At 53.6% G+C, this 17927-nt stretch carries 17 protein-coding genes and 1 pseudogene; 11 read left to right on the top strand and 7 right to left on the bottom strand.

What is annotated here, in order from left to right; genetic code table 11:
* Positions 1-12 precede the first annotated feature (12 nt).
* The 5 genes from sdhA (at position 13) to trhO (ending at position 4150) form a co-directional block, all read left to right on the top strand.
* Complete coding sequence (gene sdhA / locus M4I36_RS05640) at positions 13-1773, top strand: succinate dehydrogenase flavoprotein subunit (RefSeq protein ID WP_258110743.1); 1761 nt, start codon at positions 13-15, stop codon at positions 1771-1773.
* Positions 1770-2555 carry a succinate dehydrogenase iron-sulfur subunit gene (sdhB, locus tag M4I36_RS05645; RefSeq protein ID WP_258110744.1) on the top strand — a complete coding sequence of 262 codons (786 nt, stop codon included), beginning with the start codon at positions 1770-1772 and terminating at the stop codon, positions 2553-2555. The genes sdhA and sdhB overlap by 4 nt, the downstream gene beginning before the upstream one ends.
* A gap of 16 nt (positions 2556-2571) precedes the next feature.
* Entirely contained in the window at positions 2572-2733 is a 162-nt protein-coding gene (locus M4I36_RS05650) for a hypothetical protein (RefSeq protein ID WP_258110745.1), read from the top strand.
* 172 nt (positions 2734-2905) lie between these two features.
* Positions 2906-3061, top strand: coding sequence for a hypothetical protein (locus M4I36_RS05655; protein WP_258110746.1), 156 nt, complete (start codon positions 2906-2908; stop codon positions 3059-3061).
* A gap of 129 nt (positions 3062-3190) precedes the next feature.
* On the top strand, positions 3191-4150 hold the full coding sequence (gene trhO, locus M4I36_RS05660; RefSeq protein ID WP_258110747.1) for an oxygen-dependent tRNA uridine(34) hydroxylase TrhO: 960 nt from the start codon (positions 3191-3193) through the stop codon (positions 4148-4150).
* Positions 4151-4292: 142 nt separating this feature from the next.
* On the opposite strand, the gene M4I36_RS05665 is transcribed toward trhO, so the two are convergent.
* From M4I36_RS05665 to M4I36_RS05675, 3 genes are all read right to left on the bottom strand, one after another.
* On the bottom strand, positions 4293-4946 hold the full coding sequence (locus M4I36_RS05665; protein WP_258110748.1) for a hypothetical protein: 654 nt from the start codon (positions 4944-4946) through the stop codon (positions 4293-4295).
* A 114-nt stretch (positions 4947-5060) separates the two neighbouring features.
* Positions 5061-6599 carry an MFS transporter gene (locus M4I36_RS05670; RefSeq protein ID WP_258110749.1) on the bottom strand — a complete coding sequence of 513 codons (1539 nt, stop codon included), beginning with the start codon at positions 6597-6599 and terminating at the stop codon, positions 5061-5063.
* 7 nt (positions 6600-6606) lie between these two features.
* Positions 6607-7422, bottom strand: coding sequence for a GntR family transcriptional regulator (locus M4I36_RS05675; RefSeq protein WP_258110750.1), 816 nt, complete (start codon positions 7420-7422; stop codon positions 6607-6609).
* Positions 7423-7700: 278 nt separating this feature from the next.
* Here M4I36_RS05675 and M4I36_RS05680 point away from each other — a divergent pair, with 278 nt between their 5' ends.
* Positions 7701-8474, top strand: coding sequence for an SDR family oxidoreductase (locus tag M4I36_RS05680; RefSeq protein ID WP_258110823.1), 774 nt, complete (start codon positions 7701-7703; stop codon positions 8472-8474).
* A gap of 57 nt (positions 8475-8531) precedes the next feature.
* On the opposite strand, the gene M4I36_RS05685 is transcribed toward M4I36_RS05680, so the two are convergent.
* Positions 8532-9515 carry an aldo/keto reductase gene (locus M4I36_RS05685; RefSeq protein ID WP_258110751.1) on the bottom strand — a complete coding sequence of 328 codons (984 nt, stop codon included), beginning with the start codon at positions 9513-9515 and terminating at the stop codon, positions 8532-8534.
* Positions 9516-9724: 209 nt separating this feature from the next.
* Between M4I36_RS05685 and M4I36_RS05690 the strand changes: the two are divergent.
* Together M4I36_RS05690 and M4I36_RS05695 are read left to right on the top strand one after the other, a co-directional pair.
* Positions 9725-9880: pseudogene (locus tag M4I36_RS05690) on the top strand (helix-turn-helix domain-containing protein); the annotation flags it as partial.
* 197 nt (positions 9881-10077) lie between these two features.
* Entirely contained in the window at positions 10078-12792 is a 2715-nt protein-coding gene (locus tag M4I36_RS05695; RefSeq protein WP_258110752.1) for a transglycosylase domain-containing protein, read from the top strand.
* Here M4I36_RS05695 and M4I36_RS05700 read toward each other — a convergent pair.
* The 3 genes from M4I36_RS05700 to M4I36_RS05710 are packed head-to-tail and all read right to left on the bottom strand — an operon-like array spanning position 12785 to position 15531.
* Positions 12785-14422 (bottom strand): recombinase family protein, encoded by a 1638-nt coding sequence (locus tag M4I36_RS05700; RefSeq protein WP_258110753.1) that lies wholly within the window; start codon positions 14420-14422, stop codon positions 12785-12787. The genes M4I36_RS05695 and M4I36_RS05700 overlap by 8 nt on opposite strands.
* A gap of 7 nt (positions 14423-14429) precedes the next feature.
* Positions 14430-14603, bottom strand: a complete 174-nt coding sequence (locus M4I36_RS05705; RefSeq protein WP_258110754.1) for a hypothetical protein — start codon at positions 14601-14603, stop codon at positions 14430-14432.
* 52 nt (positions 14604-14655) lie between these two features.
* Entirely contained in the window at positions 14656-15531 is an 876-nt protein-coding gene (locus tag M4I36_RS05710; protein WP_258110755.1) for a mechanosensitive ion channel family protein, read from the bottom strand.
* 193 nt (positions 15532-15724) lie between these two features.
* Here M4I36_RS05710 and M4I36_RS05715 point away from each other — a divergent pair, with 193 nt between their 5' ends.
* From M4I36_RS05715 to M4I36_RS05725, 3 genes are all read left to right on the top strand, one after another.
* Positions 15725-16177, top strand: coding sequence for an SRPBCC family protein (locus tag M4I36_RS05715; RefSeq protein WP_258110756.1), 453 nt, complete (start codon positions 15725-15727; stop codon positions 16175-16177).
* Entirely contained in the window at positions 16167-17030 is an 864-nt protein-coding gene (locus tag M4I36_RS05720) for an AAA family ATPase (protein ID WP_258110757.1), read from the top strand. Before M4I36_RS05715 ends, M4I36_RS05720 begins: the two co-directional genes overlap by 11 nt.
* A 174-nt stretch (positions 17031-17204) precedes the next feature.
* Positions 17205-17894, top strand: a complete 690-nt coding sequence (locus tag M4I36_RS05725; protein ID WP_258110758.1) for a VWA domain-containing protein — start codon at positions 17205-17207, stop codon at positions 17892-17894.
* Positions 17895-17927 lie beyond the last annotated feature (33 nt).

Below are 17927 nucleotides of genomic sequence, written 5' to 3' on the forward strand. Positions count from 1 at the left end.
GAGGGACGCTTCATGAGCAATCAACGAATTATTGTAGTCGGCGGTGGACTTGCTGGCTTGATGACGACGATAAAAATCGCGGAGAGTGGCATGACCGTTGATTTATTCTCACTGGTTCCTGTCAAGCGCTCTCACTCGGTCTGTGCTCAGGGCGGCATCAATGGAGCCGTCAATACCAAAGGTGAGGGAGACTCGCCCTGGGAGCACTTGGACGATACCGTGTACGGCGGGGATTTTTTAGCGAATCAGCGCCAAGTGCTCGGTATGTGCGAAGCCGCTCCTGCCATCATCCACTTGATGGACCGCATGGGGGTCATGTTCAATCGCACCCCTGAAGGCCTGTTGGATTTCCGCCGCTTCGGAGGAACAAAGCACCACCGCACCGCGTTTGCTGGCGCTTCTACTGGACAACAGTTGCTTTATGCGCTGGATGAGCAGGTGCGTCGGCATGAAGTTGCAGGTTTGGTTCAAAAATACGAAGGCTGGGACTTCCTCGGTGCCGTTCTGGACGACGAAGGGGTTTGCCGCGGAATTGTCGCACAAGATTTGCGCTCGATGGAGATTCGCTCGTTCCGTGCAGACGCCGTGGTCATGTGCACGGGAGGCAACGGACTCATTTTCGGCAAGAGCACGAACTCCATGATTAATACCGGATCGGCCCTCTCAGAGCTTTACCAGCAAGGCGTTTATTATGCCAACCCAGAAATGATTCAGGTTCATCCGACCGCTATTCCTGGGGACGACAAGTTGCGTCTGATGTCGGAGTCAGCGCGTGGCGAAGGTGGTCGAGTTTGGACATACAAGGACGGTAAACCGTGGTATTTTCTTGAAGAAATGTATCCGGAATACGGGAATTTGGTGCCACGCGACATCGCGACGCGAGCGATTCACAAAGTCTGCGTGGAGATGGGGCTTGGCGTCGATGGTCAGAATCAGGTATATCTGGACTTGTCGCATATGCCGGCCGAAGTGCTCAACGTCAAGCTCGGAAACATTTTGGACATCTATGAAAAGTTCGTGGGCGATGACCCGCGAAAAGTTCCGATGCGGATTTTCCCAGCCGTTCACTATTCGATGGGCGGGCTTTGGGTCGATATCGACCAGATGACCAACATCCCCGGTCTGTTCGCTGCGGGCGAATGTGAATTTCAATATCATGGTGCCAATCGCTTAGGAGCGAACAGTCTCTTGTCTTGCATTTATGGGGGCATGGTTGCGGGTCCTAATGCGGTTCGGTACGCGAGCCATGTGCGCAAGGCGGCTGACTCTCTGCCGGAGTCTCTCTACGACCGTTTTGAGAAGAAATATACGGATGAGTTTGAGGAGATTCTCCAGATGGAGGGCGACGAAAATCCGTATCAGTTGCATCGCGAGCTTGGCGATTGGATGAATGCGAATGTCACGGTCGTGCGCGAGAATGATAAACTGAAGCAGACAGACGACAAAATCATGGAGCTGCAAGAACGTTTCAAGCGAATTGGCGTTGTGGACAAGTCGCGTTGGGAAAATCAAATGGCACAATTCACTCGCCATTTGAAAAACATGTTGATTGAGGCGAGAGCTGTCACGAACGGGGCGTTGCTTCGCAATGAGAGTCGTGGCGCGCATTACAAGCCAGAATTCCCAGACCGTGATGACGAAAACTTCTTGAAGACGACTTTAGCGACCTACACTCCGGAGGGTCCGAAAATCACTTACGAAGACGTGGACGTCTCTCTGATAAAACCTCGCCTGCGCAATTATGCGGTGAGTAAGGAGGCCACAAAAGAATGAGTGTTCCTACCACAGAGGTATCGGCAACGGAAGCACCGACGAGACAGGTTCATCTCATCATTGAGCGTCAAGACGATCCAAACTCGCCGCCATACAAAGAAGAATTCGTGATACCGTATAAGACAGGCATGAATGTGATTGCTTGTCTGATGGAGATTCAACGCAATCCCGTGAGCAAGTCGGGCCGCAAGGTAGCTCCTGTCACTTGGGAGATGAACTGCCTTGAGGAAATATGTGGAGCCTGTACCATGGTCATTAACGACAAACCCCGGCAGGCGTGTACCACACTTGTGGACAAATTAGAGCAGCCCATTCGCATTAAGCCTGCGCGGACGTTTCCCGTCGTTCGGGATTTGGTGGTGGACCGCAGTCGGATGTTCGAAGCCTTGAAGAAGGTTAAGGCTTGGATTCCTATAGACGGGACTTACGACCTTGGTCCTGGCCCGAGAATGCCTGAGGTAGACAGGCAATGGGCGTATGAGCTCTCGCGCTGTTTCACTTGTGGTGCTTGCGTGGAAGCATGTCCCAATGTGAATGACCGTAATTCCTTCATCGGACCTTTCGCCATATCCCAAGCAAGGCTGTTCAATGCGCATCCGACGGGTGCAATGCACCGGGAAGAGCGATTGACAGCTTTGATGGGCGAGGGTGGTATTCAAGAGTGCGGTAACTCCCAGAACTGCGTACAAGTCTGTCCAAAGGGGATTCCGCTAACGACCTCCATTGCTGCGATGAATCGACAGGTGACGTATCACGCCATCGGAGCATGGTTGCATCGCTAAGCTACGCAGGACGGCTATGGACCGATTTTATATCATCGGCAGGCAGGCTGTATCGCTGTATACAGTCAATAGCCCTGCCGATGTCCTTTACAGCGAACAACAGGTATGCTGTCCGGATGGCGGGCAGTGCCTGTTGTTTTTGTGTGTTCCGGTGTTTGGAGATGGACGGACGGCCTGAAGTGACGATGCTCATCTCCACACTTCGGCGTCCATGAAGATTGGCAGAATGACGAGATTGCATGCTCTTTTCGAACTGCCCACCTGTTTAAGAACCGCACTCTATGGGAAGGTTAAACAGAAGAGAAAGGTGTGAGGTGCGATTGCGTCTTCCCCGGGCAATGGAGGCAGGCATGTTTGTGGCAGCGGCGGCTCTGACTTCGTGGACGGCGACTGCAGCTATCCACGACCATAGTACAAGCACCTCTCCGAACGGCCCTACCATCGGTACGGTGCTGCACGACGTTGAGGTGTGGTGGCAAAAAGAACGAGCGGATGCCGAAAAGTGAGCATGGAGAATGACACAGCAGAGTCGCAGGCGGACCCGGCCATGGACGGTGCAGGGAAACAAGAGGTGAGATGTGAGCAATGCTACATCGTTTTCACCGTGGTATAATCACGGGTAGAGGTGACGAGGATTGTTGGACTATCGTCTATTGCTTTACTACAAATATGTGCAGATACCAGACCCACAGGAGTTTGCCGAAAGCCACCTGAGACTGTGCGAGGAACTTGGTCTTGTGGGACGAATTCTAGTGGCAACCGAAGGGTTAAATGGCACTGTGTCGGGTCCTGTGTTGCAGACGGCGGCATATCAGCAAGCCTTGCGAGAGGACCGTAGGTTTACCGACATTGCGTTTAAAGAAGATGTTGTGGACGCACCACCCTTTGACCGATTGCGCATTCGCGTCACGCGTGAGATTGTGCGTTTTGAGGCCGATGCGCCCATTCATCCTGAAGTTCGCACAGGGGTTCACATCAGCCCGAAGGCATTTTATGAGATGATGTCCCAAGACGACGTCATTGTGGTGGATGGAAGAAATCGCTACGAGTCGGAGTTAGGCCACTTTCGCGGGGCATTGTTGCCGGATGTTGAAACGTTCCGGGACTTTCCAGCGTGGGTGAATGCCCATCAAGAGGAACTCGCCGGCAAGAAAATACTGACTTACTGTACGGGTGGCATACGCTGTGAGAAGTTGTCTGCCTATTTGCTCGATCGCGGTTTTTCCGATGTCTATCAGCTGGATGGCGGGATTGTGCAGTATTCTCAGGATCCGGCCATTCGAGGGCGTGGCTTCGAGGGTCGATGCTACGTCTTTGACGAGCGCATGAGCATTCGTGTCAATCACACGGAAGAGGATGTGCTGATTGCAAAATGCGAGCATTGTGGTGAACCAACGGATGCTCACATCAATTGTGCTTATTTGGACTGCCATCGTCGGCATTTATGTTGTCGTACGTGTCATGAGCGTTACGCAGGTTTTTGCTCGGACACGTGTGCTCGAGAAGCCGTAGAGCGACATCGCGTGGACCCACGTTCCACGCTCATCATGGAACGAGAAGAGTACCTCGCGACATCCCCCATTCGTGCATACTGACAGTGAACGAGTCGCGAAGCCAAAGCCTGAGACCGAGCGCATAGCTTGACGGGCTTGATTGAGAGCTGGAAGCGAGTTCCCGAAGAGAGCTGTGACGCACTCATCGGATCGCCCGGCGACACATGGTCAACGCCATGCATCGTCAGTGCGAGATTGCGTCGGCTGAGAGAAGAAGCAACTGGTGTACACGCTCGCTCAGTCGTCGATACGTCTCAGAGCCCATGTGCTTAAGCCGCTTGTCTGCAGGTTGGCCACATTCGTCCGCAAATTGCTGTCCGATGGCTTCTGCTACAGCCGCCTTGGAATTTGCTTGCTGGGCGATGGCGGTATAGCGGTCTAAGCGCGTTTGGATGTCGTCTGTGTAGGGTGCCGCATCCCGAAAATACCCCCAAAATTTGCACAGAATACGCTCGGAGATGGACGTGTCGGGCAACTTTTTGTGGACGGAGTACTCTAAGACAAACGTCTGTAAGTAGAGATACTCACGGTGAATGACATCGGCTGCTGCAAGCGTACTCGGAAGATGCGGCGCGGTGGGTTGAAGCCAGCGAAACAACTGATACCCGATGTCTTCCGCCGTGGCTGGCGGATTCTCTTTCGCGTCGGCGACCATTCGCGCGAGCTGATATGGTTCATCCGCTCCGTGCGCCATACCTCCCGGAGGAATGTTGGCGATGGTGAACTTGTCTTTGGTAAATCCCCACAAATCGTATTTCGGCAGTACTTTGCGGAGTAACCCCGTCAAGAGAAAAATAAAAATGAACAACCCCAGATACCAAATTGCCTCAGATGCCATGCCACATCCTCCCATCAGGCCGCTGGAGAGACGTATCAGCGGATTCTCCTTCTTCAGAGGATGAACTATGGCATGGCATCTTATGCTTTCGAGTGGGACGTCCTCGAACGGTGATTAATGGAATCCGGACAATTGTTCCATCGTTTCTTTGTCGATTTTATGCCCCGATTGATTCGACTTTTTACTGGACGAAAGTATCATTGCAATGAACGCGACGATACCTGCAATGATAAATGCCCAGTGATAGGCCTCGCGCATCTGATGCATGGTTGCGGTCGCTGGGCTAGCGGCACCGATGATGCGCAACATCACCTGATACGATACACCGCCAAGTGTGATTCCAAGTCCCATACCGAGTGTCCGAGCCATGTTCAAAATACCGCCCGTTACACCGAGACGATTGGGTGGAGAACTGCTCATGACGCTGCTGTTGTTGGGCGGTGTAAACAGTCCGAGACCCGTTCCGACCAAGAACAATCCGACAATCAAGAACAGGTGAGTGAGGCTACCACCCATAAACGCAAGCGCCAGGCATCCGAGCGCACTGGCCAGCATGCCGCCCATGGTCAGAAGTCGCGTCCCATAGCGGTCCGCTAGAGCGCCAGCCAATGGTGTGAAAATGGTCAGTCCAAGCGGCACGATGGTCATGTAGAGACCGGATGTCAGCGGGTTCAGATGGGAGATGTGGTCAAGAAAGAAGGGACCTAAGAGAATGACTGCGTACATACAGGCGAAGGACATGACCCCAGTCGTGTTGCCGACTGCGATTTGCGGTATTTTGAAGAGCTTTAGGTCCAACATCGGAGCCAGCCGCTTGCGCTCCAACATGATGAAGGCGGTGAGTCCGATGACGGCGACAATCAATGCGGTCATGACCGTGATAGCCGTCAATCCTTGTGCATTCACTTCTTGGATAAAGTAGAACAAGCCGACTAAAGCGGGAACGAGCAACGCTGCTCCCCAGTAGTCGAATGGCTCCTTTTTCTCCGTGGATTTTTTATCCTTCGGCAAAAGCAGGATACCTAAAATAGTGCCGATAATGCCCACGGGCACGTTCACAAAGAAAATCCAGCGCCATCCCAAGGTCGATAGGATAACACCGCCGATAGCAGGACCAAACGATAGTCCCACACCTTGAGCGCTCCCTTGAATTCCGATGGCCTTGCCACGGTCGTGTTGTGGTGTGGCGGCGGTGATGATGGCGACGCTATTCGCTTGCAGCATGGCCGCACCAATGGCCTGCAAGACACGGGAAGCATTCAGAACGGCGAGAGATGGGGTGATACCACAAAGAAATGACCCTACGATGAAGACCGTGAATCCAATGGTGTACATCCACCGCCGCCCAAGAATGTCGGCGAGTCGTCCGAGGGGCACAATAAGTGCCGCGAGCGTCAAAAGATACGTCAGACTAACCCATTCGACCGAACTCATGGTGGTGTGAAAACTGCGCTGCATCGTGGGTAGCGCAATGTTGACGATACTGGCATCGACGGCTGCCATAAACGCGCCAATGCAGACCGTTGCGACGACAAACCAGTGGTATCCCTTACGATTGCTGACGGATGCTAGTGGCAACCGCTCGAGAAAGCTCTTTCCTTTTGTTTCTGAGTTAGAGTCAATCGGTGGTTTCGGGTCTCGATGTGCGCTCATCGACTCTTCATCCTTCCGTTACAGAATCAGAGAGGCCTTGCCGCTCCAGTTGAATTTCATGACCACGAGAGGTTTCCTCGCCAGCAAGCGGCTGGAGTCTGCTCTTTCGAAGGAGCTTCACCTCATAGCGATAACGTTCGCCAGGGTAGTGGACAATCGAGTACTCCACAGGATCACCACAGTCGTTTTGAGAAGTGCGCTCTACGACCAAAATGGGTGCACCAGGAAGAATTTGCAACCTCTCCGCATGCAGTGGTTGAGCCAAGTCGGCATGGAGCGTCTGCACTCCCGATGCAATTTTCACGCCATTTCGCTCAAAAAAGCCGTACACGTGCTCGAACGTCTCGTCGCCCCGTTCCCAGGCTCCAATGTCTGCTTGGTCAGGAAGGCGTAGATAAGAAATTTCTTGAAAGTGTACTACGCCTTGAATGTCTGCAATGCGATGGAGATACAGAGTCGGTTCCTCTTTGGACCATGGTAGTGTGTCCGGACTCTCCTCTTTCACCATTCGACGAATGGATAAAATGTTGATGTTGACGGATTCTCCACGCTGCCGCAACTCTTCGGCAAAGCCGTACAGGCTCGAGGCGGTAAACGACGCGCGAGCATCAGCCACGAATGTTCCCTTACCTTGCTGGCGCGTGACGTAGCCCATCGATACGAGGTCGCCGATAGCTTGACGAACCGTAGTGCGACTGACGTGAAAAAGCTCCGACAATTCTGCTTCGGAGGGAAGCATTTGGCCGCTTGGCCAGCGACCAGCCTCGATGTCCTCCATTAATTGCCGCTTCATTTTTTGGTACATCGGAATACCGTCTCTCATGATACCGCCACCTCTCTTTCGAGACGTTTCATCCAGGAGAGCATGCAGGAGAGCATGCAGGAGAGCATGTTTGATTAAGAATATAACATCATTACAAGTCCTTAAGTATTATACTTCATCTCCCGAGTGATTCAAGAGCATGGCCATTCCCGTGAGCCTGCGTCGCTTGGAGGGTGCCCGCGTTTCGTGGAATTGCAAGGCCGCCTATGCCACAATGGACGGGCATAGGTGGCCTGCGTCCGAGTCAACGGCGCATGAGTCAGAAGGGGGAATGAATGGTGTCGGTTCTTGACAGGTTTCGTTTGGATGGCAAAATTGCGCTGATTACTGGCGGTGGACGTGGACTTGGTTTGCAGATTGCGCGCGCTTATCAAGCGATTGGCGCAACGGTTGTGCTTGGCTCGAGACGTTTATCGGCTTGTGAGGAGTCTGCACGAGAGCTGCAAGAAAGGGGCGGACGAGCGCTTGGCCTTGAGTTAGATGTGACCGATGAAGGCTCTGTCAAAGACGTCGTCAAGCGCGTGGTTTCTGAGTTTGGCAAGATTGACATTTTGGTGAACAATTCGGGCGCCTCGTGGGGAGCCCCTGCTTTAGAGATGCCTTTGGATGCGTGGAAGAAAGTGATAGACACGAATCTCACAGGCACGTTTTTGATGTCTCAAGCTGTGGCGAGGGTCATGAAGGACGGGAACGGCGGTAAGATCATCAACATCGCTTCTGTCGCCGGACTTCGCGGAACGGACCCAGAAGGGCTCGATGCGGTTCCTTACAACGCTAGTAAAGGCGGCATTATTACATTAACGAAAGACCTTGCAGTGAAGTGGGCGAGATATGGAATTTATGTCAATGCCATTGCACCAGGATTCTTTCCGACAAAAATGACCAAAGATGTGTTGGCAGCGCGCGGAGATCACATCTTGTCCGGAATACCCTTGAAGCGCTATGGGTCGGATGAAGACTTACAGGGAGCCGCAGTGTATTTTGCATCGTCGGCGTCCGATTACACGACTGGCCAAATTCTCTGCGTGGATGGTGGAACCACGGCGCGTTAGCGGCGTGGTTCAGAGCCTTCCCATTCGTATAGCTTTTTACCACTTGTGTGCCGATGGTTACATGGACAAGACTTTTCGGCTTTCGGCGTCTATCCTTGCGAGGTCGCTTTCGGTTAGAGAAAATTGGAGAGTTCCTGCGTTGTCCCGTGCTTGGTATACTTTGGATGCTCCTGGGATAGCAACGACGGTGTGCCCGTGTCTGCTCACCAACCAGTTGAGTGCGATTTGACTGACGGTTTTGCCGTATTGCTCAGCGATGGATGCCAATGTCTCGATGAGATTGCGTGTCGACTCAATCGCCGCTCCACGAAATTTGGACTGGAATTTGCGTGGCCCCGTCAGTGGACGAGAATCAGTGCTATCTTGGTGAAAGCGGCCGGTCAATAGGCCTTGTTCCAACGGCGAGTAAGCGATGATAGTGATGTTCAGTTCCTTCGCTACTTCCAAAACACCATTGCGTTCGATTTTGCGGTCGAGCAAGCTATATTTGACTTGGTTGCTTGCCAAGGGAATTCCGTGTTTGGCCAATATTTTATGGGCTAGGCGCATCTGCGAGGCGTTGAAGTTACTCACACCAACTTGTTTTATTTTTCCCTCGTGGACGAGTTGAGCCATAGCGTCCATCTGACTGCGCATGCTGGCTAAAGCATAGGGCTGGTGAATTTGATAGAGGTCAATGTCGTAAGGGGCCAGACAGTTTGAACGCGTATTGATGGACGACAGCAGATGTCCCGTGCCGCGGGCCATGGGCCACCACTTGGTCGCAATCGTCACTTGTCCGGGTTGAACTCGATTTTCGACCAAAGCGTGCGCGAGCGACTTTTCTGACTCTCCGCGTCCATAGAGCTCCGCAGTGTCAAACCAGTTGATGCCTCCCTCCAAACTGGCTTGAACGATATCTTGAATCGTGGACAGTTCCAGAGTTGGCCAAAATCTCCCGGCCATCCCTTTGCCTAGACTGAACTGCCAACATCCCAGTCCAATCGCGGAAATAGTTGGACCCGTTGGGCCAAGTGTTCTCGGTGCCAGTGGCGTGGACATGGATGAACCGCCTTTCTCAAGGAACGATGAGGTGCCAAACGGTATTTTTATCATTATAAAGCCTTATGAGCAGGAAGAGTGGAATTTGCACAGGGAATGTACCCTGCCCATAATCCAGGTCTTCTGACACGCGGCAGAACGTGCCATCATACTATAACCCTGACTGTATCCCACTCTTGTACTGAATGCGGCAGGGAGGGATAAATGGGATGTCACCGGGTAATGACTTACATTCGAAGTCACTATTGACGAACCGAGAGCGGGAAGTATTTGAATTGCTTGTGCAGGACAAAACGACCAAGGACATTGCGTCCCAATTGTTTGTCAGTGAGAAGACTGTTCGAAATCACATCTCTAATGTCATGTTGCCAGTGGTGGAGTGAGCTGTTAGTCGCCACGAATAGACACTCTTCGACAAGTTGGGCCGGAGTGGGTGTTGTGACGTATTACAGTCATGTTACAATGAGTGGCATAGCAGGTAAGCTTGGTGACGTTTGTCCTGAGCGCAGGGAACATTGGCCGCGTGCCGATGCATCTGCATTGAGGGAGGTCAACAGATACCATGCGGTTGGTATTAAGTTGGAAAAGGTTTGTTTTGACGATTGTCTTTGTTTTTGTCGCTATTGTGCTCCTAGTGGTGGGTGGGTCGTTACTGTTGGTTCGGTTTATGCCGTTTAAGCGACCACAGTTAGCTGCCATCGAGCAGCCCACCGAAGTATACGACCGATTCGGCAAGCCGTATCTCACGTTATCCAGTCAGAGAATGCCGAATTTGACGTACGCGCAAATTCCTAAAGTTCTTCAAAATGCGATTGTCTCCACTGAGGACCATAGTTTTTGGACCAGCAGTAGCATCGACGTCAAAGGCATTTTACGCTCCGCCGTCGTAGACATGACCACAGACAGTTATGCCGAAGGCGGAAGCACCATTCAAGAGCAGTTGGCGAAAATCTTGTATCTCACCGATAAAAAGACCTTGATTCGAAAGTTGAAACAAGTCCTTCTTGGGGTGGATTTAAGCCGCTACTATACCAAGCAAGAAATTCTAGCCATGTATGTCAACCATGTTTTTATGGGCGAGAATGCGGTTGGAATGAATGCAGCGGCATGGCGCTACTTTGGAATTAATTTGGCGAAAGACCCAAAGGCGTTGACGTTGGATGATGCGGCTCTGTTGGCGGGAATGCTGCAAGCCCCAAGCGGCTACAATCCACTCTTGCATCCAAAGGCAGCTTTGGCACGTCGCAACACGGTACTTGAAAACATGGTACGGTACGGCGGCCTGAGTCCCAAAGTAGCTGCGAAAGCGGCCAAACAGCCCATCCATGCCTCGTACCATTCTCTTCCGGGAGACCCATGGACCGAGCATCCTCTATTTACCAACTTCTTATTCAGTTACGCCGCGAAGCAAGGTATCTCGGAAGCAGAATTGCTGCAAGGCGGGTTGAAAATTTACACGAGTATCAATCCAACAGTGCAACACGCGTTTCACATCGTCTTTTGGAGCACCAATTACGACCACTTGTGGCCGGGTCCGACGAAAGGGATTGTGCCAGAAGGTGGCGCTGTTGTGCTCGACCCCAAGACCGGGGGAGTTCTTGGCGCAGCAGGGTCGCGTAAGCAAGGATTCGTTCGCCTCGGGCTTGACCGAGTGTATTCCTATAGTCTACCGGGATCGACCATTAAACCCGTGATGGATTATGGCCCCGCTATTCAGACCGGTAAATGGGGACCGACGTCCATTCTCGATGACCAGCCGCAGAATTTTGACGGAGACTATGACCCGCAAAACTGGAATTACAACGCTCCTCACTATGCCACCTTGCAGTATGGGCTGGAGGATTCCCAGAATGTGGCTTCGGTCTGGCTGTTGAATGCTATTGGCATTAAGACGGGTGCGGACTTTGCTATGCGCGATGGCATTCATTTGACGACGGCGGATCAACATCATCTGTCGATTGCCATTGGCGGAATTCAACACGGTGTGAATCCCTGGCAGATGGCGCGTGCCTATGAACCGTTTGACAACGGTGGGGTGCAGATGGCACCGCACCTGATTGATTCCATTGTCAACGACCGTGGTCAGGTCATCTATCAATTTCAGCGTTCGGCTAAAACCATCATGAGCCCGAGCACTGCTCGGACGATGACGAGTTTGTTACAAGACGATGTGGATTATGGCATCGACGGAGTGATTGGCGTAAAGGGCTGGGGCACCGCCGGTAAGTCGGGGACACAGCAGTATTCTTCCGTGGGCCATTCCACTTGGGTGAGTGACGGCTGGTTTTGCGGGTATTTGCCGAATATGGTTGGTGCGGCCTATGTGGGCTACGATAATTCGGACGCTGCGCATCACTTGCTGTGGAACGCGACGCACGTAGATCCAGCCTGGAATGCTGGCATGATTTTGCATGAGGTCTTTAAGTTGTCGACGGAGCATATGCAGCCGGAGCACTTTGCGCAAGGGCCATTTCCGGAAAGCCAGGGAGAGCGGCTGGCGGCTTATCATTTGCCCACGCCGATTGCCCATCCGATGGCGGTATGGAGTTCTGCGACGAATGGTGTCGAGTTGTCTTGGACGTCGAAGTCTACCGTTCCAGTGGATTTTGTGGTGACGAGGAAGACGTTATTTTCAGGGACGACCTCGATTGCCCAAAACGTTCCGAGTAGTACTAGCACGGGCGGAGTGAGCAGCACAACTGGAGCGAGCAGCACGACAAGTTCCAATGCCACTGGTGCAGGAAACGGGTCGACTTCTTCGAGCGGATCGGCAAGTGCTGCTTCGCCTTCCAATGGGTCGGCGGCGCAATCTGGGGCGACGGTTCGATTAGGAAAGACGGCGAAGACGTCGTTCTTCAACGCTGATGTGAGCGAGAATGGAGCATACGTCTATACCATCCAAGCCGTTGGCCCGGATACAGGATTCCCAATTGGGCCGGCGGTCACTGTGACTTATGGTGAGAGCAACATCCAGCCAGCGACGACGGGTCCGGGAACAGGAGCGGGAGCTACGGGAACGGAGCCTCCGGGCGGACCGGGACAGAATCCGACGAGCGGCGGAGCAGGTGGTACACAGAGCGCACCGGGTGCAACGAATCCTGCGAGTGGAGCCAATGGGTCCGGGGGCAGTAACGGATCGACCAGCACGGGCGCACCCGCATCGACTCCGCCGAATCGTGGGAACGGCGCGCCACCCAGTTCTCCGCCGGCGACCGCGGGAGGAGCAAAAGGACCGGGCAATGCTGGCACAGGCACACTTCAGCCGTCTACTACCTAACGGCAGGATGGTTCGCTCGCCATGTCCAGAGAACGTCGACGTTGGCGCCATGGTCGACCCAGAGGGCCGCGACGAATACATCGAGGAACCGTCGCTGACTTACCACAGTGTATTCGTGGAGATGGTCGGCCAGAGTAATGACCCTAGAGACGACTGTCTCTAGGGCTTTGTTTTGCTCGGCCTCAACGGCTGCCGTTTTGTCGATATCCTCGGTGGACAGGCGCTTCATTTCGGCACGCAAGTATGCCTCGGCCCGCCGCAACTCAGCTTGGCTGTTTTCGATGACAGCGGGCGAAAACAGACCCTGCTGCATCGCTTCTAGGTTGTTGCGCTGAGCCTTCAAGTTCCTTGCCAACTCTTGTTCCAGGGTGTAAAGACGCCGATTGGCAGCCTCTGCTCCGCTTGTGCCGGAGATGGCGCCACGCTCGGTTGCCTGTAAAAGAACGCTCACCAACGGGGCAATTTCATTCGCACAGGACAGCAATTGCGCTTGCAGTTGCTGCAAAACGGCGCCAATCACGTCCTCGTATCTCAACTTCGCGTGATTTTCACAAGCTTTTGGACCAAGACGTCGTACTCGAGAACAAACGATGTAGCGATAGGTCCGCGATTTTCGGGGACGACTGCTGACAATGACCATCTTGCTTTGGCATTCGCGGCAGTAGAGTTTGCCAGCCAACAGATTCGAGGTTTGTTTCAGCCCCTTGTTTTGGGATTTGTCGTCCATTAAAGACTGGACCGCTGAAAACAGCGGTAAGTCGACAATCGACGGATGTGCGTGTTCGACGGAAATCCATTCATCTTCGTCGCGGGTCTGCAAGCGCGTAATACGACTGTCCGCTTGTCTCGATTGCGTAACATCGGGCAGACTCGTGTAACGATGAGCGACAATCGTTCCGATGTAGACCGGATTGCGCAGCATGTTGCGGACAGTAGACGCCTGCCAGAGCGTCTCGCGGCGCGCAGCCAAGACGCTCGCCGTCGGCACGTGGCGGTCGTTTAAAATGCGGGCAATGGCCTGGCAGCCAAGACCCGACTGATACATTTGGAAAATGTCTACGACAATCGGTGCCGTCATGGGGTCGAGACGCAAGCGTCCGTCTGATCCCTTTGCATAGCCAAAAGGGGCAATGTTACCCGTGTGCCGCCCACGCTTAGCGGATTGACGCAGCCCGCGCTGAATGGCTTTCGACATCTCTTGGCTCTTGTGCGCGGCGAGCATGGCATGAACGGTAAAGACCATTTCCGAGTTCCTGCCGTCGATGGCTGAGTCGTATCCTTCTTCAATGCTGACCATGCGAATGCCGTAGACGGTTTCGAGTCGCTTCTTCATCTGTAAGGCGTCACTTAAGTCGCGGCTAAATCGAGAAATTGCGACGAATAACACCACATCGAACCGGCCGCACCGGGCGTCGTGGAGAAGACGCTGGACCTCTCTGCGCTGCTCCATCTCCGTACCGGAGACGCCCGCATCGTTGTAGATAAACTCGGACGAGACGGTCATGTCATGTTCTTGTGCATATTCTTTGCAGGTCGCAATTTGATTGTCAGGAGAGTCTTTTTGGGCGTCACTGTCGGTCGACACGCGTACGTAGATGGCGGCTCGCTGACCCGGCGTGGAGAATGGCATGAGGCCGTCACCAGTCCGATTCGTTGCGGTCGACGTCGAGTATGAGATGGCACAGTTGCGACAAGACCTCCTGCCATGACGTTCCGTCGATCCGATGCCAATAGGTGATGGTCTGGCCGCTCGGCAAGCGCAACTGCTCTGTCGGCGTCCATTCTGCGGTCCACGATGTGCGCTCTAGCATCTCGGTTACACCCCCCAGTCACTTCAATACATATGCGACTGGGGCTCGTCTGTCATTCTTTCGATTCTGATGGGGCTTCCTGCATCCAGATTTGCCGTTGAAACGGAACGGAGAGATTTTTTTCAGCGAATCGCTTCTGTAGCTTTTGATAGGCGAGTCGCTCTGCGGAAAATTGATTGTAAGGCTTACATTGCAGCGTGGCTTTGACGGTATACGTCGAACTATTCAATTGGTTGACGCCGAGAATTTGAATATCGCCGATAGCATTTGGATCCTCTTGACGAACTTCCTGCAGCACCTCTTGGACAATGCCGAGGGCTTCTTTTGCGTCCGTGTCGTAACCGATGTCAAATTGCACGACCGCCAAATTGGTGTCTTTCGAGTAATTGGTCACTTGGAGGATGGTTCCGTTCGGAATGTAAACAATCTCTCCCGTCCAGACTTGGATAGACGTCATGCGCAGACCCACCGCAATGACTTTACCTGTGACATTGTTCGCGCCCGACATATTGTCCACCATAACCCAATCGCCAATGCCATATTGGTCCTCAAAGAGAATGAAAATACCAGCAAAGAAGTCTTTGATAAGCGTCTGGGCACCAAAGCCAATGGCCAAACCAGCCACTCCGGCGCCAGCAATCAGTGCGGCGATGTTGACTCCAAACAAAGGAAGGATTGTGAGTAGAATGATGAAGTAGAGCGTGTACTTTAAAATGTTGCTGAACAGCGATTGCAGCGTCTGGCGTCGCCGGTCGTCCAATCGAGCTTGCAGGCGCAAAAAGTGGTGAATCATCCGTGTGCCAATCTTTAAGAACAATAATGCGGCGATGTAGATGAGAATGGCTAAGATGATATGCCAGCCAATTTTCTCGAGCGTGGTCGCCTCGCGATTCGCGAGTTGCTGTAAATACACTCCAAAGTGATGCATCTGGGACATCCTCCTCTATGACTCCTGTTCCAATACCGTACCATGGACGCCAGAAAGCAATCAAATGGGCGTACTCTCTCCAAATTCTGTGGAAAGCGTTATACTGATGAAGACGACGCGACATCAGTCTGTGTCCTCTGAATTATTGAAAGATTTGGTTGACTTTCGGGAAGGCAGATGGAGGGGGACGCGTATGCAGATATCGGGTTCGAAACACTTTCCGACGACGCCACAAAAGACGTATGCACTCTTGACCAACCGGGAGGTATTGATGCGCGCCATGCCCGGACTCAAGTCGCTGGAACCGAAGTCGGAGAGTTATTACAACGCCGAGTTGGAAATTGGCGTCGCCGGCATTAAGGGCCGCTACAAAGGATATCTTGAATTGCAGGACGTTCGTCCAGGCGAAGGTTACAAGATGGTCCTTCACGGTGAAGGGCCGATGGGTTTCATGGATTCCACCGTTCTTGTCTCGCTGGAACCAGCGAGTGATGGTGAAGGAACAGAATTGACTTACAGTGGCGAAGCAAAAGTCGGTGGAACCGTCGCGGGTGTAGGTCAGCGCATGCTCTCGGGCGTCGCGAAATTAATCATTGGGCAATTCTTCAACGGACTGCAAAAGGAAGCGAAGGCTGGTGGTGCGTAAGCCGGGCGGATCGGACGTTGGTGTCGCGGTGGATTGGTATGGTCAATTGACGAAGGCGGGTTATGAGGCAGAGCCGGAATTGGTTCAGATGCTGGAGGTAAGCCAGCATCTACATCGTCCTCTGTTGCTCGAAGGCCCAGCCGGAGTTGGGAAGACTGCTTTGGCCGCGGCGCTCGCCACAGTGCTGCACAGACCCATGATTCGCCTCCAGTGCTATGAAGGACTGGAGGCATCGCAGGCACTCTACGACTGGAATTACCATCGGCAAATGGCCGCCTTGACTCGGCATTCGGACGAAGATGTGTTCACTCGCCCGTATTTGCTGTCACGGCCGTTGCTTCAGGCGTTGGAATGTCCTCAGGGTGCGGTCTTGTTACTGGATGAGGTTGACCGGGCGGACGAATCGTTTGAAGCACTCTTGCTCGAATTTCTGTCTGACTTTCACGTCACCATTCCCGAACTCGGAACGCTCTCTGCCAAGGTCGATCCGGTCGTTCTCCTCACCTCGAATCGCACCCGGCCGCTCAGTGATGCGTTGCGCCGCAGGTGTCTCTATCATTTTTTCGATTGGCCGAGCAAAGAGCGGGAGTGCGCTATCGTCCAGTTGCATTTCCCCGAGCTGTCCGACGTTATGTGCGGTCAGTTTGTGTCCGCCGTGCAGTTCTTGCGCTCTTTGAACCTCGTCAAAATTCCCGGAATGGCCGAGACGTTGGACTGGGTGGCGGCGTTTTTGTGTGGCGACCAAGAGTGGACGGTTGCTTGGATTGCGGGTACGCTCGGATGCGTGTTGAAAGACCCGCTCGATTTAGCCAAGGTGCGGCCGCGACTCGAAGAGTTGTGGACGGCTACCTGAAGGTCCGTCGAAAGAGGAGATGCCGCATCTGACAAACTGCGGGCGCCGAATACTTTCAGCGAACTCGGCAGGACGTCCAATTCAGAGGTCGATCCGTTCACGCACGTCGACCAACCGATCGCTGTGCGGGCGAGCCTAGCGGCGGGGGGCGAACTGTCCCATGGGATGTTTCTGATGCCGAACGAACGCTGGCACGACTTGCCGCCGCGCTTGCCGTTTTTGCGTACCGTTTACGGTCGGCCAGCTATCGTCGACGTCCGGGCCGCTTTCTTCGATGTTCGCCGTACGGTCAGGTTGTGGATGCGAACAGGACGCCTAGGATGGCAGTGCGAACCGCAGACGCGACCGAAAGTGTGGGAGAGGCTCGTAGTGTTCTGGGATGTGTCGGGATCGATGAAAACATTTCTCGAGGATTATGGGCAACTCTGGTCCCGCCTGGCGTTGACGCACCCGCGCATGGGAATTTTCGCGGTGGGTACGGAGATGAAAGACGTCACGGCGACCTTTCGTGCCAACCAGGGTGGTCACCTGTACGAGCACTTGCGCCGTTTCAAGACGCTTTGGGAAGGCGGGACTAACCTCGGCGCCGTGCTCACGCAGTGGCTAGACGAGTATGGGGATGTGTGGCTTCGAGGCAGTGTCGCCGTGTTGCTCGTCAGTGACGGTTGGGACCGGGGCAGCGAAGTCGAGTTGGAAACCGCGTTGGTGGCACTGGTGCGCCGCAGGGCGCGCCTCTACTGGCTCAATCCTTGGCAAGACAGCCTCGGCTTTGAGCCGCGAACACGGGCGCTGCAGGTGGCGCAGCCGTACTTGTCTGGCATGGCCTCTGGACTCAGCGTGGCGAGCCTAATCTCTCTAAGCTAGTCACCGAAACGACGTGCCAGTCGATTTAACTTC

Source organism: Alicyclobacillus sp. SP_1 (assembly GCF_024706985.1).
Lineage (GTDB): Bacteria > Bacillota > Bacilli > Alicyclobacillales > Alicyclobacillaceae > Alicyclobacillus_I.